This is a genomic window from Streptomyces sp. NPDC049585 (assembly GCF_040675615.1).
Classification (GTDB): Bacteria; Actinomycetota; Actinomycetes; order Streptomycetales; family Streptomycetaceae; genus Streptomyces; species Streptomyces luteosporeus.
This window is the reverse complement of the sequence record NZ_JBFAPE010000003.1, coordinates 373,989-400,832: the sequence shown is the minus strand read 5'-3', so window position 1 is coordinate 400,832 and position 26,844 is coordinate 373,989. Positions and strand designations below refer to the sequence as shown.

General features: G+C 74.2%; 24 protein-coding genes. 15 read left to right on the top strand and 9 right to left on the bottom strand.

The genetic code is table 11. From position 1 onward, the window contains the following. Positions 1-624, top strand: a 624-nt coding sequence (locus AB0K17_RS06075) for a transglycosylase SLT domain-containing protein (RefSeq protein WP_365982226.1), incomplete at its 5' end; no start/stop codon positions are given. Positions 625-655: 31 nt separating this feature from the next. Here the strand turns inward: AB0K17_RS06075 and AB0K17_RS06070 are convergent. Next, complete coding sequence (locus AB0K17_RS06070; protein ID WP_365968425.1) at positions 656-1,078, bottom strand: MarR family winged helix-turn-helix transcriptional regulator; 423 nt, start codon at positions 1,076-1,078, stop codon at positions 656-658. A gap of 92 nt (positions 1,079-1,170) precedes the next feature. Between AB0K17_RS06070 and AB0K17_RS06065 the strand changes: the two genes are divergently transcribed. Further along, entirely contained in the window at positions 1,171-2,187 is a 1,017-nt protein-coding gene (locus tag AB0K17_RS06065; RefSeq protein WP_365968426.1) for a hypothetical protein, read from the top strand. Beyond that, positions 2,091-3,590, top strand: coding sequence for an aldehyde dehydrogenase family protein (locus AB0K17_RS06060; RefSeq protein WP_365982243.1), 1,500 nt, complete (start codon positions 2,091-2,093; stop codon positions 3,588-3,590). Before AB0K17_RS06065 ends, AB0K17_RS06060 begins: the two co-directional genes overlap by 97 nt. A 50-nt stretch (positions 3,591-3,640) precedes the next feature. Here the strand turns inward: AB0K17_RS06060 and AB0K17_RS06055 are convergent, their stop codons facing one another. From AB0K17_RS06055 to cynR, 3 genes are all read right to left on the bottom strand, one after another. Continuing rightward, positions 3,641-5,215 (bottom strand): FG-GAP-like repeat-containing protein, encoded by a 1,575-nt coding sequence (locus AB0K17_RS06055; RefSeq protein ID WP_365968427.1) that lies wholly within the window; start codon positions 5,213-5,215, stop codon positions 3,641-3,643. Between the two features lie 194 nt (positions 5,216-5,409). Then, positions 5,410-7,020 carry an ABC-F family ATP-binding cassette domain-containing protein gene (locus AB0K17_RS06050; RefSeq protein WP_365982225.1) on the bottom strand — a complete coding sequence of 537 codons (1,611 nt, stop codon included), beginning with the start codon at positions 7,018-7,020 and terminating at the stop codon, positions 5,410-5,412. Between the two features lie 153 nt (positions 7,021-7,173). Further along, positions 7,174-8,088: a transcriptional regulator CynR gene (cynR, locus tag AB0K17_RS06045; protein ID WP_365982224.1), complete on the bottom strand. Its 915-nt coding sequence runs from the start codon at positions 8,086-8,088 to the stop codon at positions 7,174-7,176. 126 nt (positions 8,089-8,214) lie between these two features. On the opposite strand from cynR, the gene AB0K17_RS06040 reads away from it, so the two are divergent. Genes AB0K17_RS06040 through AB0K17_RS06030 form a run of 3 tightly spaced genes read left to right on the top strand, consistent with a single transcriptional unit; the run spans position 8,215 to position 9,842 of the window. Beyond that, positions 8,215-8,835 carry a carbonic anhydrase gene (locus tag AB0K17_RS06040; protein WP_365982223.1) on the top strand — a complete coding sequence of 207 codons (621 nt, stop codon included), beginning with the start codon at positions 8,215-8,217 and terminating at the stop codon, positions 8,833-8,835. Positions 8,836-8,882: 47 nt separating this feature from the next. Beyond that, positions 8,883-9,353: a cyanase gene (gene cynS / locus AB0K17_RS06035; protein WP_365968431.1), complete on the top strand. Its 471-nt coding sequence runs from the start codon at positions 8,883-8,885 to the stop codon at positions 9,351-9,353. 15 nt (positions 9,354-9,368) lie between these two features. Continuing rightward, positions 9,369-9,842 carry a nucleoside deaminase gene (locus AB0K17_RS06030; RefSeq protein ID WP_365982222.1) on the top strand — a complete coding sequence of 158 codons (474 nt, stop codon included), beginning with the start codon at positions 9,369-9,371 and terminating at the stop codon, positions 9,840-9,842. Positions 9,843-9,866: 24 nt separating this feature from the next. On the opposite strand, the gene bla is transcribed toward AB0K17_RS06030, so the two are convergent. Further along, positions 9,867-10,787, bottom strand: a complete 921-nt coding sequence (gene bla / locus AB0K17_RS06025; protein ID WP_365968433.1) for a class A beta-lactamase — start codon at positions 10,785-10,787, stop codon at positions 9,867-9,869. A gap of 167 nt (positions 10,788-10,954) precedes the next feature. On the opposite strand from bla, the gene AB0K17_RS06020 reads away from it, so the two are divergent. Both AB0K17_RS06020 and AB0K17_RS06015 read left to right on the top strand, forming a co-directional pair. Beyond that, on the top strand, positions 10,955-11,893 hold the full coding sequence (locus tag AB0K17_RS06020) for a LysR family transcriptional regulator (protein WP_365982221.1): 939 nt from the start codon (positions 10,955-10,957) through the stop codon (positions 11,891-11,893). Continuing rightward, on the top strand, positions 11,890-12,801 hold the full coding sequence (locus AB0K17_RS06015) for a serine hydrolase (protein ID WP_365982220.1): 912 nt from the start codon (positions 11,890-11,892) through the stop codon (positions 12,799-12,801). The genes AB0K17_RS06020 and AB0K17_RS06015 overlap by 4 nt, the downstream gene beginning before the upstream one ends. Positions 12,802-12,920: 119 nt before the next feature. On the opposite strand, the gene AB0K17_RS06010 is transcribed toward AB0K17_RS06015, so the two are convergent. From AB0K17_RS06010 to AB0K17_RS06000, 3 genes are read right to left on the bottom strand one after another with little or no spacing between them, the layout of a single operon-like run. After that, positions 12,921-13,712 carry an ABC transporter ATP-binding protein gene (locus tag AB0K17_RS06010; RefSeq protein WP_365968436.1) on the bottom strand — a complete coding sequence of 264 codons (792 nt, stop codon included), beginning with the start codon at positions 13,710-13,712 and terminating at the stop codon, positions 12,921-12,923. 8 nt (positions 13,713-13,720) lie between these two features. Then, positions 13,721-14,800: an iron ABC transporter permease gene (locus AB0K17_RS06005; RefSeq protein ID WP_365968437.1), complete on the bottom strand. Its 1,080-nt coding sequence runs from the start codon at positions 14,798-14,800 to the stop codon at positions 13,721-13,723. After that, positions 14,797-15,882 (bottom strand): iron ABC transporter permease, encoded by a 1,086-nt coding sequence (locus AB0K17_RS06000; protein WP_365968438.1) that lies wholly within the window; start codon positions 15,880-15,882, stop codon positions 14,797-14,799. Before AB0K17_RS06000 ends, AB0K17_RS06005 begins: the two co-directional genes overlap by 4 nt. 162 nt (positions 15,883-16,044) lie before the next feature. On the opposite strand from AB0K17_RS06000, the gene AB0K17_RS05995 reads away from it, so the two are divergent. Genes AB0K17_RS05995 through AB0K17_RS05965 form a run of 7 tightly spaced genes read left to right on the top strand, consistent with a single transcriptional unit; the run spans position 16,045 to position 25,609 of the window. Beyond that, positions 16,045-17,037, top strand: a complete 993-nt coding sequence (locus tag AB0K17_RS05995; protein WP_365982219.1) for an iron-siderophore ABC transporter substrate-binding protein — start codon at positions 16,045-16,047, stop codon at positions 17,035-17,037. 11 nt (positions 17,038-17,048) lie between these two features. Then, the gene (locus tag AB0K17_RS05990; protein ID WP_365982218.1) at positions 17,049-17,843 is read left to right on the top strand and encodes a 2,3-dihydro-2,3-dihydroxybenzoate dehydrogenase; all 795 of its coding nucleotides are present in this window, start codon (positions 17,049-17,051) and stop codon (positions 17,841-17,843) included. A gap of 50 nt (positions 17,844-17,893) precedes the next feature. Next, a complete protein-coding gene (locus AB0K17_RS05985; protein WP_365982217.1) occupies positions 17,894-19,090 on the top strand; it encodes an isochorismate synthase in 1,197 nt (398 codons plus the stop codon). Then, the gene (locus tag AB0K17_RS05980) at positions 19,087-20,727 is read left to right on the top strand and encodes a (2,3-dihydroxybenzoyl)adenylate synthase (protein ID WP_365982216.1); all 1,641 of its coding nucleotides are present in this window, start codon (positions 19,087-19,089) and stop codon (positions 20,725-20,727) included. The genes AB0K17_RS05985 and AB0K17_RS05980 overlap by 4 nt, the downstream gene beginning before the upstream one ends. 15 nt (positions 20,728-20,742) lie before the next feature. Beyond that, entirely contained in the window at positions 20,743-21,375 is a 633-nt protein-coding gene (locus AB0K17_RS05975) for an isochorismatase family protein (RefSeq protein WP_365968443.1), read from the top strand. A 5-nt stretch (positions 21,376-21,380) separates the two neighbouring features. Beyond that, positions 21,381-21,614, top strand: a complete 234-nt coding sequence (locus AB0K17_RS05970; RefSeq protein ID WP_365968444.1) for a phosphopantetheine-binding protein — start codon at positions 21,381-21,383, stop codon at positions 21,612-21,614. Further along, complete coding sequence (locus AB0K17_RS05965; protein ID WP_365982215.1) at positions 21,611-25,609, top strand: amino acid adenylation domain-containing protein; 3,999 nt, start codon at positions 21,611-21,613, stop codon at positions 25,607-25,609. The genes AB0K17_RS05970 and AB0K17_RS05965 overlap by 4 nt, the downstream gene beginning before the upstream one ends. Here the strand turns inward: AB0K17_RS05965 and fes are convergent. Beyond that, positions 25,549-26,805 (bottom strand): enterochelin esterase, encoded by a 1,257-nt coding sequence (gene fes / locus AB0K17_RS05960; RefSeq protein WP_365982214.1) that lies wholly within the window; start codon positions 26,803-26,805, stop codon positions 25,549-25,551. The genes AB0K17_RS05965 and fes overlap by 61 nt on opposite strands. Positions 26,806-26,844: the final 39 nt, after the last annotated feature.

Sequence of the window (26,844 nt, the reverse complement as noted above, 5' to 3'; positions counted from 1 at the left end):
GTCGTGCTCGGTGTCGTCCCCGCCGCCACCGCCGCCACCCACGCCCCGGTCAAGCCGGTCGCCTGGAACGCGGAGGCCTTCGGTCAGACCCAGGACGCCGAGCTGGCCAAGACCGCTGACGCCGCTGCCACCCAGGCCAAGACCACCGCCGCCGCCAAGGTCAAGGCCACCGCCGACGCCACCGCCAAGGCCAAGGCGGACGCCGAGCGCAAGACCAAGGAGCAGGCCGCCTCCCGCGCCCAGGCCCGCACCGCTCTGAAGCCCGCCGCCGCCAAGCCGGCCGCCCCGGCCCCCAAGGCCTACGGCGACAACCTGGACGGCTGGATCACCCAGGCCCTGGACATCATGAAGGCCAAGAACATCCCGGGTTCCTACGAGGGCATCAAGCGCAACGTGATGCGCGAGTCCACCGGTAACCCGCACGCGATCAACGACTGGGACGTCAACGCCGTCAACGGTGTCCCGTCCAAGGGTCTGCTGCAGATCATCGACCCGACGTTCAAGGCCTACCACGTCGACGGCACCTCCTGGGACATCTACGACCCGGTCGCCAACATCGTCGCGTCCTGCAACTACGCCGCCGACAAGTACGGCTCCATGGACAACGTCAACTCCGCCTACTGATCGACCCTGATCACTTCCGACGCCGCCGGCTTCAGCCGGCGGCGTTGTAGCGCTGCAGGTACCCCGCGAAGCGCTCCAGGTCGGTGTCGTCCCAGTCGGTGAAGCGGTCCTCGAAGATCGCCCGGCGCTGCCGGTGGGCCTCCGCGAGCAGCCGCAGGCCGTCCTGCGAGGGGCGCAGGATCTGCCCGCGCCGGTCCTCGGGATCGACTTCGCGCACGATCAGGCCCAGGCGTTCGAGGACCGCGGTCTGCCGGCTGACGGTGGACTTGTCGAGCAGGAAGTGGTCGGCGAGATCGGTGCCGCGGCAGCCGCCGGTCGCCTCCAGGTGGTCGAGCATGCTGTAGGTCACCAGGGACAGCTCGGGGTGGATCTGCGCGGCCTTGTGCCGGGCCCGGCGGGCGAACGCGGTCAGCTCGCGCTGGATGGTGCTCAGGGTCACATCACGGTCCGGCATATCTCCACCTTCCAATCGGTTGCATAATACATTCAGTATTGGTTGCATTTACCAACCTCTGAGACCCGCACCCGCCGGAGGAACCCCCGCTCATGACCGCTCACGCCGCCCACGGGCCGCGCCACCACCTCAAGCACGTGGCCGTGCACCTCCTGACCCCGCTGCTGATGTGCCTGGGCATGGGCCTGGCCTACCTCGGCGCCTTCCACTCCCCCGAGCCGCACGGCATGAAGGTCGCCGTCGTCGGCAGCACCGCCCGCACCCAGGTCCTCGCCCAGACCATCAAGGACCGGGCCGGCGACGCCCTGGACGTCACCACCGTCGCCGACCGCGCCACCGCCACCCGGCAGCTGCGGGACCGCGAGCTGGCCGGCGCGTACGTGCCCGGCCCCGAGCACCCCGAGGTGCTGGTGGCCAAGGCCGGCTCCGACACCACCGCCACCGCCGCCACGGCCGTCTTCCGCAGCGTCACCGACCACCAGGGCGTGCCCCTGAAGGTCACCGACCTCACCACGCTGTCCTCGGGCGACCCCACCGGGCAGGGCATCTTCTTCCTGCTCGTCGCGCTGAGCATCGGCTCGTACGGCAGCGTGGCGGCCATCGGCGCGGCCGGTGCCTCCTTGAGCCTGTGGACCCGCGCGGCTGTCGGCCTGGCCGTCTCCGTCGTGGTCAGCGCCATCGGCATGGCTCTTGCCGGCCCCGTCTTCCACGTCGTCGACCACGACTACGCCACCGTGTGGGGCATGGCCTGGCTCTACTCCGCGGGCGTGATCGCCTTCGGCATCGGACTGCACACCTTCCTCAAGCGCTGGACGACGCTGACAATGATGGTGCTGTTCGTGATGCTGAACTTCACGACCTCGGGCGGCGTGTTCCGCCCCGAACTGCAGAACGGCTTCTTCGGCTCCCTGCACGCCTTCTGGAACGGCGCCGGCTTCGTCGAGGGCGCCCGCTCCCTGCTCTACTTCGACGGCGGCGCGGGCTTCGACGGCCGCGTGCTGTCGCTGTTCGGCTGGCTGGCCGGCGGCCTGGCCCTGCTCGCCGTGGCGGCCGCAGCCGAGAAGCGCCGCGCCCGGCCCCGCCTGACCGCCGTACCGGCCGCCGCCTGATCCCCTCCCCTTTTTCGGCACGTCTTTCGGACCCTTCTTCGGAACCTTCTTCGGAACCTTTTTCGGAACGAGGCACCATGTCGCACCCCGCCCCCACCCCGGAACGGCCCGCCGAGGCCGTCGCCCGGCTCCGCGCCGCCTTCCGCACCGGCCGCACCCGGCCGCTCGCCTGGCGCACCGCCCAGCTGCACGCCCTGCGCACCCTTCTCACCGAGGAGGCCGCGGCGCTCGCCGACGCCCTCCACCGGGACCTGGGCAAGAGCGCGTACGAGGCCCACCGCACCGAGATCGGCTTCACGATCCGGGAGATCGACCACACCCTGGAACACCTCGAGGACTGGCTGCGGCCGCAGCCCGCGGACGTGCCGGAGCACCTGGCCGGGGCGAGCGCCTGGACGCAGTACGACCCGCTGGGCGTCGTCCTCGTCATCGCGCCCTGGAACTACCCGGCCCAGCTGCTGCTGACCCCGCTGCTGGGCGCCCTCGCGGCGGGCAATGCGGTCGTCGCCAAGCCCAGCGAACTGGCGCCGGCCACCTCCGCCGTCCTCGCCCGCCTGCTCCCGCAGTACCTCGACGCGGACGCGGTGGCCGTCGTCGAGGGCGGTGTGCCCGAGACCACGGAGCTGCTGGCCGAGCGCTTCGACCACATCTTCTACACCGGCAACGGCACGGTGGGCCGCATCGTGATGGCGGCCGCGGCCCGGCACCTGACGCCGGTCACGCTGGAGCTGGGCGGCAAGTCACCGGTCTTCGTCGACCGGGGCACCGACCCGCAGGAGGTGGCGCGGCGCCTGGCGGCCGGCAAGTTCCTCAACGCGGGCCAGACGTGCGTGGCCCCCGACTACGTCCTGACCGACCCGGAGACCGCCCGGGCCCTGGAGCCGGCCCTGGCGCGTGCCGTGGAGGAGCTGTACGGCCCCGACCCGGCGGCCGGCGACCGGTACGGGCGCATCGTCAACGAGCGCCACTTCGACCGGCTGACCGCCCTGCTCGACTCCGGCCGCGTGGTGACGGGCGGCGACAGCGACCGGGACACGAAGTACATCGCCCCCACCGTCCTGGCCGACGTCGACCCCGACGCGCCCGTCATGCAGGAGGAGATCTTCGGTCCCGTCCTGCCCGTCGTCACGGTGCCCGGTCTGGACGAGGCGATCGCCTTCATCAACGACCGCGACAAGCCGCTCGCGCTGTACGCCTTCACCGACTCGCCCGCCGTGCGCGAGCGCCTGGCGGCCGAGACGTCCTCGGGCGGCCTGTCCTTCGGCCTGCCGCTGGCCCACCTCACCGTCCCGGAGCTGCCGTTCGGCGGCGTGGGCGAGAGCGGCATGGGCAACTACCACGGCCGCTACTCACTGGAGACCTTCAGCCACCGCAAGGCCCTCCTGGCCGAGCCGCCGCGCTGACCTTGCGCGCGCTTCCCGGGCGCGGGCCCGGGAAGCGCGCCGGCACGACACTAGATCCGCACTTTGCTGCCGGGCTCGCCGACGCCGGTGGCGTAGGTGCCGAACTCGGTCCAGCGGTCGGCCGCGTCGACCCCGTTGTTGATCCACGCCTTCACGGCGCCGTCGTCCTGCACGACGAGGTAGTCGGCCCTGCCGTCACCGTTGACGTCCGCGAAGCGCACCGTGCTGCCCGGCGCGCCGACGCCGCCCGCGAAGCCCTTCACCTCGTTCCACTTGTTGGACCCGGGCGCGCCGCCGTTGATCCACGCCCGCACGGAACCGTCGTCGTGCACGACCAGGTAGTCGGCCTTGCCGTCGCCGTCGACGTCCGCGAAGCGCACCGTGTCCATGGGCTCGCCCACGCCCGAGGCGAGGGCGACGGGGTCCGACCAGCCGCCGTGTCCGGTCCCACCCCGGTTGAGCCAGGCCCGTACCGCACCGTTGTCCATGACGACGAGATAGTCGGCCTTGCCGTCACCGTCGACGTCCGCGAAGCGCACCCTGCCGCCCGCCTCGTGGACGCCCGTGGCGAAGGTGCCGAAGTCGTCCCAGCGGCCGGGACCGGCCTTGCCGTTGTTGACCCAGGCCTTGACGACTCCGTCGTCGTCGACGACGAGGTAGTCGACGAGGCCGTCACCGTTGATGTCGGCGAAGCGGACCCTCTCCCCCGGCACGCCGACGCCGCTCGCGAAGGCCATCGGGTCGGACCAGCTGCCGTGGCCGGTTCCGCCCTGGTTGAGCCAGGCCCTGACCGAGCCGTTGCTCTCGACGACGAGGTAGTCGGCCTTGCCGTCGCCGTTGACGTCGATCCGCTGGTCGCCGCGCGCCGGGGCCGGCCTGACGTCGACACGGGAACGTATCCATCCGTCGGCAGCCGCCCGGGCGAGCCCGTTGGAGAAAGCTTCCGCCATCTTGGCGTAACCGCTGTCGTTCGGGTGTATCCCGTCGGCGAGGTCACGGGTGGTGACGGCGCTCATGTCGACGAATCCCACGTGCCGGCCCTTGGCCCGCCGCTCGGCGACCAGCCCGGGCACCGCGGCGTTGAACGCCTCCACGCGCTTGTTCACGGCGGGATCCGGGGACGGCATGATCGAGCCGACCAGGACGGTCACGTCGGGGGCGGCGTCGGTGATCTTGTCGACGAGGGCGCCGAGTCGCGCGGGCGCCCCGTCCACCCGGTCGTTGCTGAGCATGTCGTTGGTGCCTATGTCCAGCAGAACGACGTTGGGCTTCGCGAGCGGGAGCCACGTCTCCACGCAGGCGGAGAGGTCGGATATCCGCCAGCCGTAGTGCCCCTCGTGGTCGAGGTCGGCTCCCGGCAGTTCGCCGTCCCTGCGGGACCCCACGAAGTCCAGGGAGTCGGCGTGCCCGGTCAGCCGCCGGCCCAACTCGCCGCGGTACCCGGTTCCGTTGGTGCTCTTCGCACCGAACGTGATGGAGTCCCCCAGGGGCATGACCGCGAGCCGGGGGACCTTCCAGCCGGCCGCGGACGCGGACGGTGCGGCGGAAGTGAGGAGAGCCGCCGTCAACGCGGTGGTGAGGATGCCCGCCTTCAGCCGCAGCGCGGAGCGGGAATGCGTGCTCAAAAAGTGATTCCTTATAACTGAACAACTAACGATCAATAATGATCGGCAGTAAACCATAAGGGGTAATCATGGTGAATCGTCGGCCAGTTGCCGCGCCGGTTCGCCCCGGCCCGGTCGGACACCGGGCCGGTCGGGCCCCGGCCCGGTCAGGCCCCGGCCCGGTCAGGCCCCGGCCCGGTCAGGCCCCGGCCCGGTCAGGCGAGGAAGACCAGGTCGCGGTAGTCCTCGCTCCACAGGTCCTCGTCCGCGTCCGGCAGGAGCAGGACGCGGTCGGGGCGCAGGGCGTCGACGGCGCCCTCGTCGTGGGTGACCATGACGATCGCACCCGTGTAGGCGCCGACCGCGGCCAGGACCTCGGTGCGGGAGGCGGGGTCGAGGTTGTTGGTGGGCTCGTCCAGCAGCAGGACGTTGGCGCCGCCGTGGACCAGCCCGGCCAGGGCCAGGCGGGTCTTCTCCCCGCCGGAGAGGACGCCCGCGGGCTTGTCCGCGTCGTCCCCGCCGAACAGGAACGAGCCGAGTACGTGCCGGGCCTCGCCGTCCGTCAGGTGCGGGGCGGCGGCCGCCAGGTTCTCCCGGACGGTGCGGGCCGCGTCCAGCGTGTCGTGCTCCTGGGCGAAGTACCCCAGGCGCAGCCCGTGCCCGTGCACCACCCGGCCGGCGTCCGGGGCCTCCGCACCGGCCAGGATGCGCAACAAGGTGGTCTTGCCGGCGCCGTTGAGGCCGAGGATCACCAGGCGGCTGCCCCGGTCGACGGCCAGGTCGACGCCGTCGAGCACGCGGTGGTCGCCGTAGGACTTGGCCAAGCTGATCGCACCCAGCGGCGTGCGGCCGCACGGCGCGGGTTCGGGCAGCCGGATGCGGGCGGTGCGCTCGGTGCGCCGGGCCGGCTCCAGGCCGGCCAGCATGCGGTCGGCGCGGCGCGCCATGCTGCGGGCCATGACGGCGGTGGCCGAGCGGGCCTTCATCCGGTCGGCCTGCGCGTGCAGGGCCGCGGCCTTGCGCTCGGCACTGGCCCGCTCCCGACTCCGGCGCCGCTCGTCGCTCTCGCGCTGGGCGAGGTAGGTGTGCCAGCCGGTGTTGTGGACGTCGATGGTGGCGCGCGTGGGGTCCAGGTGGAAGACGCGGTTGACGACGTCGGCGAGCAGCCCGGTGTCGTGGCTGATGACCACCAGGCCGCCCTGGTGGCCGTGCAGGAAGGTACGCAGCCAGGCGATCGAGTCGGCGTCCAGGTGGTTGGTGGGCTCGTCCAGCAGCAGGGTGCCGTGCCCGGCGAGCCCGGCGAAGAGGATGCGGGCGAGTTCGACGCGGCGGCGCTGGCCGCCGGAGAGGGTGCCGACCGGCTCGGTCAGCACGCGCTCGGGCAGCCCGAGCCCGGCCGCCACACGGGCGGCCTCGGCCTCGGCGGCGTAGCCGCCGCCGGCCTGGAAGGCGGCCTCGGCTCGGGCGTAGGCGGCCATGGCGCGCTCCAGCTCGGCGGGGCGCGCTGCGCGGGCCATCGCGGCCTCGGCGGCGCGCAGCGCGTGCAGGGCGCGGTCGAGGCCGCGGGCGGAGAGGATGCGGTCGGTGACGGTGACGGCCGGGTCGGCGGCGCGGGAGTCCTGGGCGAGGAAGCCCACGGGCCCGGTGCGGGTGATGGTGCCGGCGGCCGGGCCGGTGGCGCCGGCGAGGGCGGTCATCAGGGTGGTCTTGCCCGCGCCGTTGCGGCCGACCAGGCCGATGCGGTCGCCGGGGGAGACGGTGAAGGAGAGGTCGGACAGCAGCACGCGGGCACCCGCGCGCAGCTCGACACCGCGGACGGTAATCATGGGGAAACGCTCCGAAACAGCGAAAGGACACACTTCTGGCGGGGAAGCGGGTCCTCGGCTAGGAGATTCGGGGCGTAGACATGCCCCTACGGTAACGGGCGCCCCCGAGCGGACGCATCCGCATTTTCGCGGCGCCGCTGCGTCCTCACCGGTTCACCCGGCCGGGGTGTAGGCCCGGGCCGCGACGTGGTCGTGCGCGAGGCGGGTGAACGCCCGGGCGGCGGCGCTGCGGTAGGCGTCCGCGCGGGCGAGCAGGGCGACGGTGCGCGTGGGAAGGGGCGGGTCCAGGGGGACGCGCGTCAGGTGGGGGTGGTCGTCGGTGATCGCGTCGGGCAGCACGGTGACCAGCGGCGTGCACCGGACGATCTCGATCAGGGCCTGGACGGAGTCGGCCTCCACGGCGATGGACGGGTGGACGCCGTGGCGCCCGAAGTAGGCGTCGATATGGCCGCGCGTGGCGAAGTCCCGGCTGAGCAGCGCCAGCTGACGGTCGTTCAGGCTCTGTACGGGAACGGGTGCGCGGTCCGCGGGGGCGGCCGTGTGCGGGCCGGCGACCAGGCCGAGGGTCTCGGTGAACAGGGGCGAGGCGCCGATGCCGGGCAGGTGGGCGCCGGGACCGGTGAACGCGATGCCGAGGTCGAGGTCGTCGGCGAGGAGGGCGGCCTCGATGCCGTCCTGGGTCGTCTCGCGCACGGTCAGGGTCACGCCGGGGTGCGCGGCGTGGAGCGCGGCGGCGAGCGGTCCGACGAGGTAGGCCGTGAACGTGGGCGTGACGCCCACGCGCAGGTCGCCGCGCGAGAGGTCGTGCACGTCGTGGACGGCCCGCTCGGCGGCGGCCAGGTCGCGCAGTGCCCGGCGGGCGTGCTCGACGTACACCAGGCCGGCGTCGGTGGGCCGCACGGTGCGGCCCGTCCGGTCCAGCAGCTGTACACCCACCGTGCGCTCCAGCTGCTTGATCTGCTGGGACAGGGTGGGCTGGGAGATGTGCAGGTCCTCGGCGGCGCGGGTGAAGTTGCCGTGCTCGGCGACGGCGAGCAGGTAGCGCAGGTGACGCAGTTCGAGAGCCATGGAGGCAACTATAGGTGTCATCTATGAACTACATGCCCAACGACTCTTGGACGCTATAGGTCCAGCTCATGCATGGTGGAACGCGTCGGCCCCCACGGCCGACACCGCCATCGAAGGGAGTGACCCATGCATGACCTCGCCGAGGGCGTCGCACGGTTCCGGCGGGACGTCTTCCCCGCCAAGGAAGGGCTCTTCGCCCGCCTGGCCACCGAGCACCGGCCGCACACCCTGTTCATCGGCTGCTCCGACGCCCGTGTCGTGCCCGAGCTGATTCTGGGCTGCGAGCCCGGGGAGCTGTTCGTCGTACGGACCGCCGGCAACCTCGTCCCCGCCCATGCCCCCGGCACCGACGGTGTGGCGGCGAGCATCGAGTACGCCGTCGCCGTCCTGGGCGTGTCGCGCATCGTGGTCTGCGGGCACTCCGCCTGCGGCGCGATGACCGCGCTCGCCGAAGGGCACGACCTCGCCGCCGCTCCGGCGGTCGCCGAGTGGCTGCGCCACGCCGACGCCGCGGCGGCCCGGGCCGCCGGCGACGGCGGGACGTCCGTGCTCGTCCGCGAGAACGTGCACGCCCAGCTGGCGAACCTCGCCACCCACCCCTCCGTCGCCCGCGCGCTCGCCCGGAACACGGTGACGCTGCACGGCTGGGTCTTCGACATCGCCACCGGCCGCGTCACCGACGTGCACTCCGATCTGCACTCCGACGTGCACTCCGACGTGCATTCCGACGCGTTCGCCGACGCGTGAGCCGCACCCGCCACATAGTCCAGAAAGTCCAGAGAGGCAGAACCGCCATGATCCACGCCCAGCTCGACCCCACCGCCCGCCAGCTCCTCGCCGCCACCGCGGTCGAGGCCAAGACCCGCAAGAACCTCACCTGGCAGCAGATCGCCGACGCCTCCGGCCTGTCCGTCGCCTTCACCACCGCCGCCGTGCTCGGCCAGCACGCCCTGCCCGCGGCCTCGGCCGAGGCGGTGGCCGAGCTCCTCGGGCTGGACGCCGACGCCGCACTCCTCCTGCAGACCATCCCCACGCGCGGCTCGATCCCGGGCGGCATCCCCACCGACCCGACCGTCTATCGCTTTTACGAGATGCTGCAGGTCTACGGCACCACGCTGAAGGCCCTGGTCCACGAGCAGTTCGGCGACGGCATCATCTCGGCGATCAACTTCAAGCTGGACGTGCGGAAGGTCGCCGACCCCGAGGGCGGCGAGCGCGCCGTCATCACCCTCGACGGCAAGTACCTGCCGACCAAGCCCTTCTGAGCCCGGGAGACACCCATGGACTTCATCCAGCGCACCATCGACCTCGCCCGCCGCAACGTCGAGGAGGGCGGCCGCCCCTTCGCGACCGTCGTCGTCAAGGACGGCGAGATCCTGGCGGAGAGCGCCAACAAGGTCGCCCAGACCGGCGACCCCACCGCCCACGCCGAGGTCCTCGCCATCCGCGAGGCCTGCCTGCGCGCGGGCACCGAGCACCTGACCGGCACGACCATCCACGTCCTGGCCCACCCCTGCCCCATGTGCCTGGGCGCCCTGTACTACTGCTCCCCCGACGAGGTCGTCTTCCTCACCACCCGCGACGCCTACGCGCCGTACTACGTGGACGACCGCAGGTACTTCGAGCTCGCCACCTTCTACGACGAGTTCGCCAAGCCGTGGCAGCAGCGCCGCCTGCCGATGCGCCACGAACCCCGCGAGGAGGCCGTGGCGGTCTACCGCACCTGGAAGGAGCACAACACCGCCACGGCCTGAGGCCTCCTCCCCCCCCAGCCGCCGTCACGACAGGGTCCGTGCCACCACCGATGCCGCCTGCGCGATCAGCTTGTTGTCGTAGCCCGCGTCTTCCTTGGTGCGGTTGGACATGATCGCCACAACGATCGGGGCACCCTTCGGGCGCCAGAGCACGGCGATGTCGTTGCGGGAGCCGTAGCCCTTGCCGGCCCCGGTCTTGTCGCCGACCGTCCAGTCCTTGGGCACGCCGGCCCTGATGAGCTCGTTGCCGGTGGTGTTGGTCCTGAGCCACTGGGTGAGCCGGCCGCGTTCGTCCTTGCCGAGGACGTCTCCGAGGACGTAGGCGCGCAGGTCCCCGGCCAGGGCCCGCGGGGTGCTCGTGTCGCGCGTCTGGCCGGGGGCCCAGCGGTTGAGGTCGGGCTCGCGGCGCTCCATCCGGGTGGCGTCGTCGCCGATCTCCTTCAGTGCGGCGTTGAGGCCCTGCGGTCCGCCGAGGGCGTCGAGGAGCAGGTTGCCGGCGGTGTTGTCGCTGTAGCGGACGGCGGCGTCGCACAGCTCGCGCAGGGTCATGCCGGTGTCGACGTGTTTCTCGGTCACGGGCGAGTAGTCGACGAGGTCGTCCTTGGAGTAGGTGACCTGCTTGTCCATCCCGTTCGGGGAGTACGTGCGCAGGACGGCGCCTGCGGCCAGTGCCTTGAAGGTGGAGGCGTGGGGGAACCGCTCGCCGTCGTTGTAGGCCACGTCGCGCCCGGTGCCGGTGTCGACGGCGTAGACCCCCAGCCGCGCGCCGAATCGGCGCTCGAGCTCCTGGAAGTCCTTGGCGAACGGCTTCGCGGCCCGTTCGGCTCCGGCCGTGGCGGAGGACGACGCGGCCGGGGAGGCATCCTGGCCGCAGGCCGTGAGCGGGACGAGGGCGAGCAGGGCCAGCGTGCCGAGAACGGCGCGGCGGGCGCGGGTTTTCTGCATGGTCCGAACCTCCGAAGGCGCCCGGTGCACAGGGCGCGTAGGGAACGGGCGGGCGGCCCGTCCCGGTGCGTGGTCGTGACTGACGGGACCACCCTCGCCGCCGTACGGTCATGCGGTCCAATACGCCTGTGCGCGGTTCCATGCGGATCTGACATAGGCTCGGGGCCGTGGATCTGGTGGGAGCATGTCGCGCGTTCATCAGCGTCAGCAGGCACGGCAGCTTCACCGTCGGGGCGGCCGCTGCTCGCATGTCGCAGCCGGTGGCCAGCCGTCGCGTCGCCGCGCTGGAGGAGCACTTCGGGGAGCATTTGTTCGAGCGGACGTCGCGGCGGGCCGTCCTCACGCCCTTCGGCCGGGACATGCTGCCGGTGGCCCGGCAACTCGTGCAGGCGGCCGACGCGCTGCTCCACGAGGCGCAGACGGCCCGGCGCAAACCCTGGCGGCTCGCGGTTCCCGGCACCTGCCCCACCGTCCGCCTCGCGCGCCTGGTCGCCGACGCCCGCGAGCACGACGTCACGCTCGACCTGCGCATCGCGGCACCCGCCCGGCGCACGGAGCTCGTCCACACCCAGCAGGTGCGGGCCGCCCTGCTCGCGGTGCCGCCGGACGAGGCGACGTGGGTCCTGCCGCTCGGGGTCGCCACGGCCGACGACCCCGGCGTGCGACGCATCTACCTCGAAACGCTGCGGATCGGCCGCGCCTCGACCGGGCCGGCCCGCCGGGTGTGGATCCAGCCGGAGGACGACGTCCCGCACGTCCGCGACCCGCTCACACGCCTGCGCGACGCCATCGGCCTGCAGCCCGCGCAGGTCGTCGCCGGGGCCGACCTGACCACCGCCGCGGCGGACGTCCTGCGCACGCGCGACCTGCTGCTGTGCACCCCGGCGCAGGCGGAGGAACTCACCCTGCACTGGCGGCCGATCGGCGAGATCGCACTCAGCCGCGGATACGCCCTGGCCACCGCCGCGGACGGCAACCCCCTGCACATCGAGGCGCGCCTGGGGGACGCCATCGCCCGCTGCCTGGGGGCGTCCGCCCGTGCGCCCGCCCCAGAAGGAAGCACGGCAGGAAGCACGGCAGGAACCACGGGAGGAAGCACGCCGTGAACACCGAGGCACTGCTGCACGACCTGCGCGGCCGGCTGCACGACGGCGGCCTGCGCGCCTGCCTGCTCGTACGGGACCTGCGCACCGGGGACGAACTGGGCATCGAGCCGGACACCCCGCTGCCCTCCGCGTCGCTGGTGAAGATCCCGCTCGCGCTGGCGACGGTGGAGCGCATCCGGCGCGGCGAGCTCGACGGGGCCTCGGCGCTCGACGTCCGACCGGGCCTCATCACCACGCCCGGCCCCACCGGGCTGAGCCGCTTCCGCCACCCGGCCCGGATCGCGATCGACGACCTGCTCTATCTCAGCACCTGCATCAGCGACGGAACGGCCGCCGACGCGCTGTTCGCGCTCACCCCGCCCGCCCGGGTCACCGCCGTCCTGCGCGAGCTCGGCCTGCGCGGCATCACGGTCCGCCACACCCTCCGCGAGCTCTCCGAGACCCCCGCCGAACGCCTCGGCGCCTCCCAGGCCCACCTCGCCCATGCCCTGGCCATCGACGCCGGCACCAGCGGCCGCGGACACCGGGTGCCCCAACTCGACACCACCCGGGCCAGCTCCGGCAGCGCACGCGCCTGGGTCGAGCTGCTGCAGGCCCTGTGGATCCCTTCGGCAATCCACCCCGAGGCCGCCGCGCGCGTGCGCGACCTCATGGCCCACAACCTCCTGCGGCACCGGCTCGCCCCGGACTTCAGCTCCGACGCCACCACCTGGTCCTCCAAGACCGGCACCCTCCTCAACCTCCGGCACGAGATCGGCGTCGTCGAGCACGCCGACGGCCAGGCGTACGCCATCGCCGTCCTCACCGAGTCGCTCGTGCCGGCCGGCACCCAGCCCGGCGCCGAAGCCCTCATGGCCCAGGTCGCCCGCGCCCTGCGCGACCACCTGCGGCACCACGGCGCCCCGTAGGGGGCGCGGGGCGGCGTTCGCCACTGCCGCCGCGTGGGCGCGACAAGCCACGAGGTGCCCGCAGAGGCCCGGGGCGGCGCGTCGGCGGCAAGCCCTGGCCGAGTCCCGGAGGGTGCCGTTCAGCCGCGGGCGCGCGGGACGACCACCGGGGCGGCGTCGCCGGGGGCGTGCAGGATGTCGGCCTCCACGCGGTAGAGCTCCTTGACGAGTGCCTCGTCGACGGTGTCGCGGGGCGGCCCCTGGGCGATGACGCGGCCGTCCTTCATGGCGATCAGCGTGTCGGCGTACCGCGCGGCGGAGGCCAGGTCGTGCAGGACCATGACCACGGTCCGGCCGGCCGCGGCGACCTGGCGGACGAGTTCGAGGACGTCGACGACGTGGCCGAGGTCGAGGGCGCTGGTGGGTTCGTCGAGCAGGACGACGGGGGTGTGCTGGGCGAGCACCATGGCGAGCCAGCAGCGCTGGCGCTGGCCGCCGGAGAGCCGGTCGAGGCGTTCGGCGGCCAGTTCGGTGGTGCCGGTGGCCTCCAGGGCGTCGCGGACGGCGTGTTCGTCCTCGCGGGACCACTGGCGCAGCAGGCCCTGGTGGGGGTGGCGGCCGTAGCGGACGAGTCCGGCCACGGTGACGGCTTCGGGTGCGCGCGGGGTCTGCGGCAGCAGGGCGACCTTGTGGGCGGCCTGGCGCTGGGTCAGTTTCCACACGTCGGCGCCGTCGGCGTGCACGCTGCCCGCTGCGGGGCGGTGCAGCCGGGCGATGGTGCGCAGGAGCGTGGATTTGCCGCAGCCGTTGGGGCCGACGACGGCGGCGACGTGGCCTGCGGGGACGGCCAGGTCGACGTCGTGGACGACGGGCCGGCCGGGGTGGCCGGCGTGCAGGCCGCGTACGTCGAGGCCGGGGTGGGCGGTGGTCATGGGGGTGCTCAGGCCTTTCCGGTGGTGCGGTCCGCGCGGAAGAGGACCCACAGGAGGAAGGGTCCGCCGAGGACGCTGGTGACGACGCCGACGGGCAGTTCGACGGGGGCGGCGACGCGCCCGAGGGCGTCGGCCGCGGTGATCAGGGCGGCTCCGGTGAGCGCGGAGCCGAGGACGGGCACCCGGGTGGGGCCGGCGAGGCGTGCGGCGAGGATCGGTGCGGCGAGGGCGACGAAGGCGACGGGGCCGCCCACGCCGACGGCCAGGCCGGCCAGGACGACGGCGAGCGCGAATGCGGCGGCGCGCAGCCGGCGCAGGTCGACGCCCAGGCCAGCGGCCGTGTCGTCGTCGAACCGCAGCAGTTGCAGGCGGTGTCCGGCGGCCAGGGTGAGCGGGAGGAGGAAGAGCAGGGCGATCAGCAGTGGGATTCCCACGGCCCAGTCGCGGCCACTCAGGCTGCCGACGGCCCAGAGGAAGACGCCGCCCGCGGTGTTGTCGTTCTGGCGCGACATCACGAGGTCGCCGGCGGCCCCGAGGACGGTGGACACGCCGATGCCGGCGACGAGGACGCGGTAGCCGGCGCCGCCCGCCCCGCCCGCGCACAGGACGACGAGGACGGCCGCGGCCACGGCCCCGATCGGGCCGAGCCACCAGTGGCCGATCATGCCGGTCGAGGAGCCGGCGACGGAGGCCACCACCGCGGCGGTGGCGCCCTCGCCCACTCCCAGGAGGTCGGGGGTGGCCAGCCGGTTGCCGGCCAGGGTCTGGGTGAGGCAGCCGGCCGTGCCGAGTGCGGCGCCGACCATGACGCCGACGCACACGCGCGGCAGCCGGAACTCCCGTACGACCATGACGGTGCCGGGGTCGCCGGTGCCCAGCAGCCCGGAGAGGGTCTGCGTCGGGCTCATCCCCGTGGAACTGGCCATCACCGCGAGGGCGACGAGCAGCAGGAGCAGCGGCACCAGGAGGGCGGCGGCCAGCGCGCCGCGCCGGGGGAAGAGCCAGGAGAGCGTGCCGGTGCGCAGCACGAGGCTGTCCGGCGGGGCGATGTCCCCGGCGGCAGGTCCGCGGGCGGCGGGGGTGGTCATGAGGGGGCTCCGGCGGTGGACAGGCGGGAGGAGCGGGCGATCCAGACGAGCAACGGGCCGCCGACGAAGGCCAGCAGCACGCTGACCGGTGTCTCCCACGGGCGGATGACGACGCGGGCGAGGACGTCGGCGAGGGTCATCACGTCGGCGGCGATCAGGGCGGACAGCACGAGCTGGGCGGCGGTGCGTGCGCCGGCCAGGGCCCGGGCGGCGTGCGGGGCGAGCAGGCCGAGGAAGGCGATGGGGCCGGCGACGGCGACCGCGCAGCCGGCCAGCAGCGAGACGGCGCCCGCGACCACCAGGCGGGTGCGGCCGGGGTGGTGGCCCAGGGAGCGGGCGCTGTCGTCGCCGAGTCCGAGCGCGGACAGCGGCCGGGCGCAGCCGGCCGCGAGCAGCAGGCCCACGGCCGCGACGGGCAGCAGGGGCAGGAGGTCGGGGGTGCGGACGCCGGCGAGCGAGCCGATCGTCCAGTAGCGGTAGACGTCGAAGGTGGCCTGGCTGCCGAGCAGGACGTACGAGGTCATGCCGTGGAAGGTGGCGCCGAGGGCCGCGCCGGCGAGGACGAGTCGCAGCGGTGAGGCGCCGGTGCGTCCGCTCGCCGCCAGCAGCAGGACGACGGCGCTGGCGGCGATGCCTCCGCCGAGGGCCCACAGCAGCAGGTCCGTGGTGGAGGAGGCCCCGCACCAGGTGAGTCCGACGACGACGGCGAAGGCGGCTCCGGAGTTGACCCCGAGGAGCCCGGTCTCGGCGAGCGGGTTGCGGGTTGCGGCCTGCAGCAGGCAGCCGGCCGTGCCGAGGCAGACGCCGACGAGGACGGCGGCCAGGGTGCGGGGCAGCCGTACGTCCATGACGGCCAGACGCAGTTGGGGGTCGGCGCGGGCGGCGGGGTCGCCCAGGAGGTAGTCGAGGGCGCGGGCCGGTGAGCTGGAGCCGGTGCCGACGAGCAGTGACAGCAGGCACAGGGCCGGCAGCAGCAGGACGAGCAGGGCCACGCCGGACGGGACGGCGGGGTGCCCCCGGGGCGGCCGCTCCTCGCGGCGGCCGGATCCACGTCCCACCAGCAACCCCCTCGTCATCGTCATATGGTTAGCCTAACCTAAGTAACCGTCCGCCGACGGTCGGCCGCCGAGCATCCGCATGTCCGGAATGCCGGCTGTTCCGCATGCCCTTCGAGGAGTACACGGCGGACCGAACCCGGGTTCCCTCCCCGGGCCCTGACGGACGAACAACGGAGATTCCAGGCCATGACGCCGCCCCGCCCTGCTTCCCGATCCGCCCGCCGTGCGGCCGCCACGGCCCTGGCCCTCGCGTGCGGGCTCGTCCTGAGCGCCTGCGGCTCCTCGGACGACGCCGCCCCGCACGGGTCCCCGCCCCGCAGCGGTGCCCGGAGCGGGACGACGACGGTCACCGACGCCACCCACGCGTCCGTCGAGGTGCCCGCCGCTCCCGAGCGCGTCGTGGCACTCAGCGAGATGGACCTGGACTCCGCGCTGGCCCTCGGCGTCAAGCCGGTCGGCCTGGCCGCCGGGCGCGGGCAGAAGGGCGCCCCCGAGTACCTGGGCAAGCAGGCCGAGGGCATCCCCGTCGTCGGCGCGGTCACGGGCCCCGACATCGAGAAGGTCGTCCGGGTCAAGCCGGACGTCATCCTCGCCGGGCAGCTGTCCGACGAACAAGTACTGGCGCAGCTGCGCAGGATCGCCCCGACGGTCGTCACCATCGGCGGCGACAAGAGCTGGAAGAAGTCGCTGCAGCTGACCGCGAAGGCGCTGGGCAGGACGGACCGGGCGAAGAAACTCCTCGCGGACTACGACAGCGCCGCCGCGACGCTGAAGAAGGACCTCGGCGACGACGCGGGCCTGAGCGTGTCCGTCGCCCGCTACTCCGCCAAGGGCACCGCCGTCATGCAGCAGGGGGTGTTCATCAGCGACGTGCTGGGGGACCTCGGCTTCCGCCGCCCCGGCATCCAGAACGAGCCGGGCAAGGGCCACTCGACGCCGATCAGCGACGAGAACCTCCACGAGATCGACGGCGACTGGCTGTTCATCGGCACCCTGTCGTCGGCCGGCCCGGACGCCGGACTCCTCAGGACGCTCACCGACAAGCCCGCGTACCGGGAGCTGAAGGCCGTCCGCGACGGCCACGCGAGCGTGATCGACGGCTCCAAGTGGACGAGCCTGGGCGGCGCCGAGGCGGCCGCCTCCGTCCTCGGCGACATCCGGAAGGCCATGGTCAAGTGACGACGGAACAAGTGACGACGGAACAGGAACTGGCCGGACGCCTCGCCCTCGTCACCGGCGCGGCCCGGGGCATCGGCGAGGCCGTCGTCGCGGCACTGGCCGAACGCGGCGCCCGCGTCCTGGCCACCGACGCCGACGCCGACGCGCTGGCGGCCACGGCCGCACGCGCGGGCGAGGGGGTGACCGCACGCCCGCTGGACGTCACCGACGCCGCCGCCGTGGAGCATCTGGTCGCCGAGGCCGAGGACACCCTCGGGCCGGTGGACATCGCGGTCAACGTCGCCGGCATCCTGCGCACCGGACCCGTGCTGGAGCTCGACGACGCGGACTGGGCGGCCGTCTTCGCGGTCAACACCCACGGTGTCCTCCACGTCTCGCGCGCCGTCGCCCGCCGCATGACCGCCCGCGGGCGCGGCAGCATCGTCACCGTCGCCTCCAATGCGGCCGGCGTCCCGCGCAGCGGCATGGCCGCCTACGCCGCGTCCAAGGCCGCCGCGGTGATGTTCACCAAGTGCCTGGGGCTGGAGGTCGCCGCGCACGGCGTGCGCTGCAACACCGTCTCCCCCGGCTCCACCGACACCGCCATGCAGCGCGCCCTGTGGGCGGCCGCGCCCGGGGGCGCCGAACACGGCCGGCGGGCCGTCATCGAGGGCGACCCGGCCGCCTACCGCACCGGCATCCCGCTCGGCCGCATCGCCGAGCCGGCCGACGTGGCCGAGGCCGTCGCCTTCCTCGTCTCCGACCGGGCCCGCCACATCACCCTGCACGACCTGTACGTCGACGGCGGCGCCACGCTCCGGGCCTGACCCGCCCGGCCCGCGCACCCGCCCCGCTCCCCCACAGCCCTGGAGACCCCATGACTGCCTCCCTGAGCATCCAGTCCGCCCCGCCCCTGGTGACCCCCGGCGCGGCGGTCGCGCTGCTGGACGCCTACCGCCCCGGCGCGGACCGCTTCCTCGCCACGCCCCGGCGCACCCTGCTCGCCCACGGCACGGCAGCCGAAGTCCCGGACGGGAGCAGACCGTTGCCGCAGCGGGTGCACGCACTGCTGCACTCGCTGCGGGAGCCGGCCGCCCCCGCCCCGGTGGTCCTGGGCGCGATCCCCTTCGCCCCCGGCGCCCCGGCGGCCCTGGCCGTGCCCCGGAGGCTGCGCAGTGCCCCGCCCCTCGCCCAGGACCCGCTGATCGCGCTGCCCGCCCCCGACCCGGCGGACGGCGCCGACTGGCAGGTGCGCGCATGGCCGGCGGCCGAGGGGTACGCGGCGGCGGTGGCCTCGGCCGTCGAGCGGATACGCGCCGGGGAACTGAGCAAGGTCGTCCTCGCCCGCACCCTGGAGCTGACCGCGCCGCACGCCCCCGACCTGCCGGCCCTGCTGAACCGGCTCGCCCGCCGCGACCCCTCCGGCTACACCTTCGCGGTGCCCAGCGGGCCCGGCCGCACCCTCGTCGGGGCCAGCCCCGAGCTCCTCGTCGCCCGCCGCGGCCCCCTGGTGACCGCCAACCCGCTGGCCGGCTCGGCGCCGCGCAGCGCCGACCTGGCCGAGGACGTGCGCCGGGCGGTGGCGCTGCTGGAGTCGCCGAAGGACCTGCACGAGCACGCCGTCGTGGTGGACGCCGTACGGCAGGCGCTGGCCCCGCTGTGCCACCGCCTGACGGTGCCCGAACGGCCCACCCTGGTGCGGACGGCGACGATGTGGCACCTGTCGACCACCGTCACCGGCGAGGTCGCCGACCCCGGCGTCACCGCGCTCGACCTCGCCTCGGCCCTGCACCCGACCCCCGCGGTGTGCGGCACACCCACCGACGTGGCCCGCGCCGTCATCGCCGACTGCGAGCCCTTCGACCGCGGCGCGTACACCGGCATGGTCGGCTGGCAGGACGCCGACGGCGACGGCGAGTGGGTGGTGACCATCCGCTGCGCCGAGGCCGAGGACCACACCCTGCGGCTGTTCGCCGGCGCGGGCGTGGTGGCCGACTCCTGCCCGCAGGCCGAGACCGCCGAGACCGCCGCCAAGTTCCGTACGTTCCTCGACGCCGTGGGGGCCGCCCTGTGACCGCATCCGCACTCACCCCCGGCCTCGACGCCCCCACCTGGCCGCAGGAGTTCGCCGAGCGCTACCGCGCGGCGGGCCACTGGCGCGGCGAGACCTTCGGCGGCATGCTGCGCGAGCGCGCCGCAGCCCACCCCGACCGGATCGCCCTGGTCGACCCGGCGCCGCGGCGCCGCACCTGGACCTACCGCGAGCTGGACGAGGCCGCCGACCGGCTGGCCGCCGGCTTCGCGGCGCGCGGCATCGGCCGCGGCGACCGGGTGGTCGTCCAGCTGCCCAACGTGGGCGAGTTCGTCGAGGTGGTCTTCGCGCTGTTCCGTCTCGGGGCGCTGCCGGTGTACGCGCTGCCCGCGCACCGGGAGACGGAGATCGCGCACTTCTGCTCCTTCACCGAGGCCGTCGCCTACGTCGTCCCGGACGTGCACGAGGGCTTCGACCACCGCGCGCTGGCCGCCCGCGTGCAGCAGCGCACCCCCTGCCTGGAGCACGTCTTCGTGGCCGGCGAGCCGGGCGGGCACACCGCCCTGTCCGACGTGCCGTGCGAGCCGTCCGGGCCGCCTGCGGCGGGCCCGCGCCCGCACGAGCTGGCGTTCCTGCAGCTGTCGGGCGGGACGACCGGGGTGCCCAAGCTGATCCCGCGCACCCACGACGACTACCTCTACTCGCTGCGCGGCTCGAACGAGATCTGCGGCGTGGACGCCGACACGCGCTTCCTCGTCGTCCTGCCGGCGGCCCACAACTTCCCCATGAGCTCGCCGGGCTGGCTCGGCGTGCTGTACGCGGGCGGCACCGCCGTACTGTGCCCGGGGCCCGATCCGGCGACCGCCTTCCCGCTGATCGAGCGCGAGCGGATCACCATGACGGGGCTGGTGCCGCCGCTCGCCCTGGTGTGGACGGACAGCGCGGCCGCCGGCGCGTACGACCTCTCCAGCCTGGAGCTGGTCCTGGTCGGCGGCGCCAAGTACAGCGAGCAGGCGGCGCGGCGGCTGGAGCCGGCGCTGGGCTGTCGGCTGATGCAGGTCTTCGGCATGGCCGAGGGTCTGGTCAACTACACGCGCCTGGACGACGACACCGAGACCGTCGTCACCACGCAGGGCCTGCCGATCTCCCCCGACGACGAGATCCGGGTCGTCGACGACGCCGACCGGGACGTGCCCGACGGCGCGTTCGGCCATCTGCTGACCCGCGGCCCGTACACCATCCGCGGCTACTGGCGGGCGCCGGAGCACAACCGGACCGCGTTCACCGAGGACGGCTTCTACCGCACCGGCGACATCGTGCGTCGCGTACCGAGCGGGCACCTGGTCGTTGAGGGCCGGGCCAAGGACCAGATCAACCGGGGCGGCGAGAAGATCGCCGCGGAGGAGATCGAGAACATCATCCTCGCCCACCCGTCCGTGCACGACGCCTGCCTCGTCGCCGTGCCCGACGACTACCTGGGCGAACGCACCCTCGCCTACGTGATCCTGCGCGCGGACGCAGGCCCGCTGCGGCCCGTCGACGTCAAACGCTTCGTCCGTGAACGCGGCGTCGCCGCCTACAAGATCCCCGACCTCGTCGCCTTCGTCGACTCCTTCCCGCAGACCGGCATCGGCAAGGTCAGCAGGAAGCAGCTGCGGTCGACCGCCGAGCAGCGCTGAAAGGCCCCCCTTCCCATGGCTCTTCCCTCCATCCGCGCCTACCCCCTGCCGTCCGCCGGCGACCTGCCCGCGAACCGCGTGTCCTGGACCGCGGACCCGGCCCGCGCCGTGCTGCTCGTGCACGATCTGCAGCAGCACTTCCTGTCCGCCTTCCCGGCCGGGCAACAGCCGCTGACCGGCATGCTCGCCCACACCGCCCGCCTCCTCGCCCGGGCCCGCCGGCTCGGTGTGCCGGTGGTCTACTCTGTCCAGCGCGGCGGGCAGAGCCCGAAGGAGCGCGGGCTCCAGCTCGACTTCTGGGGCCCGGGCGTCGCCGACGACCCCGCGGCCCTGGCCGTGCCGGACGCCGTGGCACCCGTGCCCGGGGACACCCTGCTCACCAAGTGGAAGTACAGCGCGTTCGCGCGCACCGACCTGGAGGAGCGGATGCGCGGCTGGGGCCGCGACCAGCTGGTCATCACGGGTGTGTACGCCCACATCGGCGTGATGATGACGGCCGCCGACGCGTGGATGCGCGACATCCGGGCGTTCGTCGTCGCCGACGCCGTCGCCGACTTCTCCGCCGAGGAGCACGCCATGGCCCTGCGCTGGGCCGCCGGCCGCTGCGCCGCCGTGACTACCACCGACGCGCTCTTCCAGGAGGCCTGAGCCGCATGTCCCCGACCCTGACCCTGGAGAAGATCCGCGAGGACGTCGCCGACTGCCTCGGCGAGGACCCGGCGGACATCCCCGTGGACGAGAACCTCCTCGACCACGGCCTGGACTCGATCCGTGTCATGACGCTGCTGGAGCGCTGGCGCCGCGAACACGCCGTCACGGCCGACTTCGCCGATCTCGCCGAGCGGCCCGCCGTCGAGGCCTGGGCGGCGCTGCTGGGGGCCTCATGAGCGCCGCAGCGACCGCCGGCCCCCGCGTCGAGCGCGCCGCCCGCACCGCCCCCGAGGCCGTCCTGCCGCTGACGGCCGCCCAGTCGGGCATGTGGTACGCGCAGGCGCTCGACCCGCTCAGCCCCGCCCAGAACACCGCGGAGTGCCTGGAGATCGACGGCCCGCTGGACCCCGGCGTGTTCGCCGCGGCCCTGCGCCAGGTGGTGGCCGAGTGCGAGGCGCTGCGCGTGCGGGTGACGGACGGTCCGCAGGGTCCGCGCCAGCATGTGGCCGAGGCGATGGAGTTGCCGCTGACCGTGCGCGACCTGCGGGGCGCGGCGGACGCGGAGGGCGAGGCCGAGGCGTGGATGCGCGCCGACCTCGCCGAGCCCTGCGACCTGACGGCCGGCCCGCTGTTCCGGCACGCCCTGTTCCGCATCGGTGCGGAGCGCTGGCTGTGGTACCAGCGCATCCACCACCTCGTGATGGACGGCTACGGGTACTCCCTGCTGGTACGCCGCACCGCCGAGGTCCACACCGCGCTCGCCCGCGGCGAGGAGCCACCGCCGCGGCGGTTCGGGAGCCTTGGCGACCTGGTGGCGGACGATGCGGCCTACCGTGCCTCGGAGGCGTTCGCCGCCGACCGTGCGTACTGGGCGGCACAGTTCGCCGACCGCCCGGAGGTGCCCCGCCTGGCGGGACGCGGGGCGCTGCCCTCGCGCACGTTCCGCCGGCGCAGCGCCCGGCTCTCCCCGGAGGCCACCGAGCACCTGCGCGAGCTGGCCGGCCGGCTGCGGGCCACCTGGCCGGACGTGCTGATCGCCGCGCAGGCGCTGTACGTCGCGCGGGCGACCGGGCGTACGGAGGTGGTGCTGGGGCTGCCGATGATGGGCCGGATGGGGTCGGCCGCGCTGCGCGTGCCGGGCATGGTGATGAACGTGCTGCCGCTGCGGCTGACCGTCGCGCCGGAGGCGACCTTCGCCGAACTGGTGCGGCAGGTGGTCCTCGGCATCCGGCAGGTGCGCCGTCACCAGCGCTACCGCTACGAGGACATCCGCCGCGACCTCGGCCTGCTCGGCGAGAGCCGCGGCCTGGTGGGCCCGCTCGTCAACGTCATGCCGTTCGACTACGGCGTCGACTTCGCGGGTGCGCCGGCGCGGGCCCGCAACCTCTCCGCGGGCCCGGTCGAGGACCTGACCGTGGGCGTGTACGACCGCGCCGACGGCCGGGGCCTGGCGATCGACCACGACGGCAACCCCGCCCTGTACGACGACGCGGCCCTCGCCGCCCACCAGGAACGCTTCCTGCACCTGCTGGACGCGATCGCGCAGGCCGACCCCGGGCAGCCGACGGCCCGCCTCGGCATCGCCACGCCTGCGGAACGCGCGCTGGTCCTGGAGACGTTCAACGACACCGAGCACCCGGTGCCGCCGACGACGCTGATCGGTCCCATCGAGGCGCGGGCGATCCGCACACCCGGCGCGCCCGCCCTGGTGGACGGGCGGACCACGCTCACGTACGGCGAGCTCAACGTGCGCGCCAACCGGCTGGCGCACCACCTGCGCACGTTCGGGGCCCGGCCGGGCGAGGTGGTGGCGGTGTCGGTGCCGCGCTCGGCCGACCTGGTCGTCGCCCTGCTCGCGGTCCTCAAGACGGGCGCCGCCTATCTGCCGCTGGACCCGGACTACCCGGCGGCGCGGCTAGCGTACATGCTCCAGGACGCAGACCCGGTCTGCGCGGTCACCGACCACGCAGACCGCCTGCCCGAGGACGGGCGGACCCCGGTGGTCGCCCTGGACGGCCTCGACGTGTCGGACCACCCGTGGGTCAACCCGCCGAAGGCCCTCACGCCCCACCACCCGGCGTACGTCATCTACACGTCAGGCTCGACGGGCCGGCCCAAGGGCGTGGTGGTCGCGCACCGGGCGATCGACAACCGGCTGCGGTGGATGCAGCACGCCTATCCGCTGACCGGCGAGGACCGGGTGCTGCAGAAGACGCCGTCGTCGTTCGACGTGTCCGTCTGGGAGTTCTTCTGGCCCCTGCGGGAGGGTGCCACCCTCGTCGTCGCCGCACCGGACCTGCACAAGGACCCGCTCGGCCTGGCCCGGCTGATCCGGGAACAGGCCGTCACCACCTGCCACTTCGTTCCCTCCATGCTCCAGGTCTTTCTCGCCGAGGAGGAGGCGGGCGGGTGCGCGCACAGCCTGCGGCGGGTCTTCTGCAGCGGCGAGGCCCTGCCCCGGGAGACGGCGCACGCCTTCGCCCGCGCCCTGCCCGGCGTCGAGCTGCACAATCTGTACGGCCCGACGGAGGCCGCCGTCGACGTCACGTACCACGCCTGCGACCCGGCGGCCACCAGCCCGGTGCCGATCGGCCGGCCGGTGTGGAACACCCGTCTGTACGTCCTGGACGCCGCCCTGCAGCCCTGCCCGCCCGGCGTGCCCGGCGAGCTGTACCTGGCCGGGCGCCAGCTGGCCGAGGGCTACCTGAACCGCCCCGACCTGACGGCGACCCGCTTCGTCACCGATCCCTTCGGGCCGCCGGGCAGCCGCATGTACCGCACCGGCGACCTGGCCCGCTGGACGGACGACGGCGAGATCGCCTACCTCGGCCGCACCGACCACCAGGTCAAACTGCGCGGCCAGCGCATCGAACTCGGCGAGATCGAGGCGCATCTCGCCGCCCAGGAGGGCGTGACGGGCGCCTGCGCGCTGGTGCGCGAGGACCGGCCCGGCGAGCAGCTGCTCGTGGGGTACGTGACGGGCGGCGCCGACCCGGCGGCCGTCCGGGCGGCGGTGGCCCGGGACCTGCCCGAGCACATGGTGCCGTCCGCGGTCGTGGCCCTGGACGCGTTCCCGCTGAGCCCCAACGGCAAGCTGAACCGGCGCGACCTGCCCGCCCCCGTCTTCGCCGGGGCGCACGGGGGACGGGCGCCGGCCGACGCCCGGGAGGCCGCCCTGACCCGGCTGTTCGCCGAGGTGCTGGGGCTGGACGACACCGGGCCCGACGACTCGTTCTTCGACCTCGGCGGCACCTCGCTGCTCGCGGTGCGCCTGGTGACGCGCATCCGCGAGGAGTTCGGCACCGAGCTGACCATCGGCTCCCTCTTCGAGGCCCCGACCCCGGCCGCGCTCGCGGCCCGTACGGCCGCCGCCGCACCGGCCGCCGGCGACGCCCTGGGCGTCGTCCTGCCGCTGCGCGCCGGCGGCGAGGGCCCCGCGCTCTTCGCCGTCCACCCGGCCGGCGGCCTGGCCTGGTGCTACGCGGGCCTCGCCGCCCGGCTCGGCCCCGGCCGGCCGCTGTACGGCATCCAGGCGCGCGGGCTCGGCGACGACGAGCCGCTGCCGCGCACGCTGGCGGAGCAGGCGGCGGACTACGCCGCACGGATCCGCAAGGTCCAGCCGCACGGCCCCTACCGGCTGATCGGCTGGTCGGTGGGCGGTGTCCTCGCCCACACCGTGGCCGTCCTGCTGCAGGAGGCCGGCGAGCAGGTCGACCTGCTGGCGCTGCTGGACGCCTTCCCCGCCGAGCAGTGGCGCGAGCATCCCGCCCCCGAGGAGGGCGACGCGCTCACCGCCGTCCTGCGCATGGCCGGCTTCGACCGGGCCGGCGAACGCACCCGCGAGGACGTCCTGGCCACCCTGCGCCGGGCGGGCAGCCCGCTCGCCGGGCTGGGCGAGCGGACCCTGTCGAGGATCGTCGACATCGTGCCGAACCACGCCCGCATGATGCGCGCACACCGGCACCGGCGCTTCGACGGCGACATGCTCTTCTTCACCGCCGCCGCGCCCCGCGCCGAGAACTGGCTGACCAGTGAGGCGTGGCGAGCGCACCTCGGCGGCGGCCTCGACAACCACGACCTGGACTGCACGCATCCGCAGCTGCTCCAGGGCCGCCACCTGGACGCGGTCGCGGCCGTGCTGGCGGCCCGGCTGGAGGAACTGGACGCGGCTCAGCGCGGGGAGAGCAGCCCCACGAGCCCGTCGGCGAGTTCGGTGCGCCAGCACAGGTAGTCGTGGCCGCCGTTGAACTCGCGGTGGACGGCGTCCTCGTAGCCCGCCGCGGCCAGGGTCTCGCGCAGGCGCCCGGCCGCGGGCAGGGCCACCCACTCCTGTGCGCCGAAGGAGAGCCAGAAGCGCACCGGAAGCCGCTCGGTGGCGGCGAGGACGCCGGTCAGCCACTCGGCCTGCGGTCCGACGGGCCACCAGAACGAACCGGACTGGGCGAGCACGTTGCCGAAGCGGTACGGGCTGTGGACGGCCGCGTGCGCGGCGGCGAGCCCGCCAAGACTCTGCCCGGCCACGATCGTGCGCGCGGGGTCCGCGGTGAGCGGCAGCCGGGTCGCGGCCCAGGGCAGCAGCTCCTCCTCCAGGAAGGCCACGAACTCCGGGCGGCAGGTCAGCTGCGCCCAGCGGGTGGCCGCGTCCACGGACTCCGGCAGCACGGCGGCCAGCGGCGGGATGCGGCCGTCGGCGATGAGGTTGTCCAGGAGGTGGGCGATGCCCAGGTGCGGTTGCCAGTGCTCGCCGTCCAGCAGCACCAGGACGGGCAGGTCGGTGGCCTCGCGCGCTGCGGCCGGTTTGTACAGCCACACCCGCCGTCGGTCGCCCAGGTGGCTGCTCGTCACCTCGCCCTCGCTGACGGTGCCGCGCGGCACGTCCGCCCTGGGCAGCCAGTCGTCCGCGCCGGGGGCATCGGGCAATTCGGCGTAGGCGACGGGCTGCCCGCCCCAGCGCCGCGGCAGACGGCGCGGGTTGTACGGGTCGGGGCGGCGGTTGCCGCGCATCCACGGCCAGTACGCGGGGTCCTCGGGCCCCGGGCCGTCGCCCTCGTCCACGTGGATGTCGTAGGTGCCGCGCCAGTCCGCGCGCAGCCGTAGCGTCCAGTGCCACACGTCGGTGCCGGGGACGTGCTGCATGAGGTTGCCCTCGGGGGCCCGCGGGTCGCCGAGCTTGTTGGGCAGCACCTGCACCGCGCGCGTACGGGGCGAACCGCGCCACAGGAACGTCACGGCCCGGTGGTCCGCCCTGCCCAGCGGATCGGGCGCGACCAGGGGCGTACCGCGTCGGCGCACGTCCGCCCAGAACGCTGCCGCTTCGTCGGGGCCGGGCAGGGCGAAGGGCGGTGCGGCGAGCAGCGGCAGCGCCTGCGGGCGCGCGAGGCGGGGCGGGTGCTGCGGGGCGCCGTCGGGCGGGGTGGGCGAGGTCATGCGGGGCGGCTCCGATGCAAGTGGATAACTTAGGTAAGG

Bases quoted from the DNA above. Each gene is read 5' to 3' on its own strand.
- AB0K17_RS06070 (WP_365968425.1), bottom strand. From the start codon at position 1,078: ATGCCGGACCGTGATGTGACCCTGAGCACCATCCAGCGCGAGCTGACC.
- AB0K17_RS06065 (WP_365968426.1), top strand. From the start codon at position 1,171: ATGACCGCTCACGCCGCCCACGGGCCGCGCCACCACCTCAAGCACGTG.
- AB0K17_RS06050 (WP_365982225.1), bottom strand. From the start codon at position 7,020: ATGATTACCGTCCGCGGTGTCGAGCTGCGCGCGGGTGCCCGCGTGCTG.
- cynR (WP_365982224.1), bottom strand. From the start codon at position 8,088: ATGGCTCTCGAACTGCGTCACCTGCGCTACCTGCTCGCCGTCGCCGAG.
- AB0K17_RS06040 (WP_365982223.1), top strand. From the start codon at position 8,215: ATGCATGACCTCGCCGAGGGCGTCGCACGGTTCCGGCGGGACGTCTTC.
- cynS (WP_365968431.1), top strand. From the start codon at position 8,883: ATGATCCACGCCCAGCTCGACCCCACCGCCCGCCAGCTCCTCGCCGCC.
- AB0K17_RS06030 (WP_365982222.1), top strand. From the start codon at position 9,369: ATGGACTTCATCCAGCGCACCATCGACCTCGCCCGCCGCAACGTCGAG.
- bla (WP_365968433.1), bottom strand. From the start codon at position 10,787: ATGCAGAAAACCCGCGCCCGCCGCGCCGTTCTCGGCACGCTGGCCCTG.
- AB0K17_RS06010 (WP_365968436.1), bottom strand. From the start codon at position 13,712: ATGACCACCGCCCACCCCGGCCTCGACGTACGCGGCCTGCACGCCGGC.
- AB0K17_RS06005 (WP_365968437.1), bottom strand. From the start codon at position 14,800: ATGACCACCCCCGCCGCCCGCGGACCTGCCGCCGGGGACATCGCCCCG.
- AB0K17_RS06000 (WP_365968438.1), bottom strand. From the start codon at position 15,882: ATGACGATGACGAGGGGGTTGCTGGTGGGACGTGGATCCGGCCGCCGC.
- AB0K17_RS05995 (WP_365982219.1), top strand. From the start codon at position 16,045: ATGACGCCGCCCCGCCCTGCTTCCCGATCCGCCCGCCGTGCGGCCGCC.
- AB0K17_RS05985 (WP_365982217.1), top strand. From the start codon at position 17,894: ATGACTGCCTCCCTGAGCATCCAGTCCGCCCCGCCCCTGGTGACCCCC.
- AB0K17_RS05975 (WP_365968443.1), top strand. From the start codon at position 20,743: ATGGCTCTTCCCTCCATCCGCGCCTACCCCCTGCCGTCCGCCGGCGAC.
- AB0K17_RS05970 (WP_365968444.1), top strand. From the start codon at position 21,381: ATGTCCCCGACCCTGACCCTGGAGAAGATCCGCGAGGACGTCGCCGAC.
- AB0K17_RS05965 (WP_365982215.1), top strand. From the start codon at position 21,611: ATGAGCGCCGCAGCGACCGCCGGCCCCCGCGTCGAGCGCGCCGCCCGC.
- fes (WP_365982214.1), bottom strand. From the start codon at position 26,805: ATGACCTCGCCCACCCCGCCCGACGGCGCCCCGCAGCACCCGCCCCGC.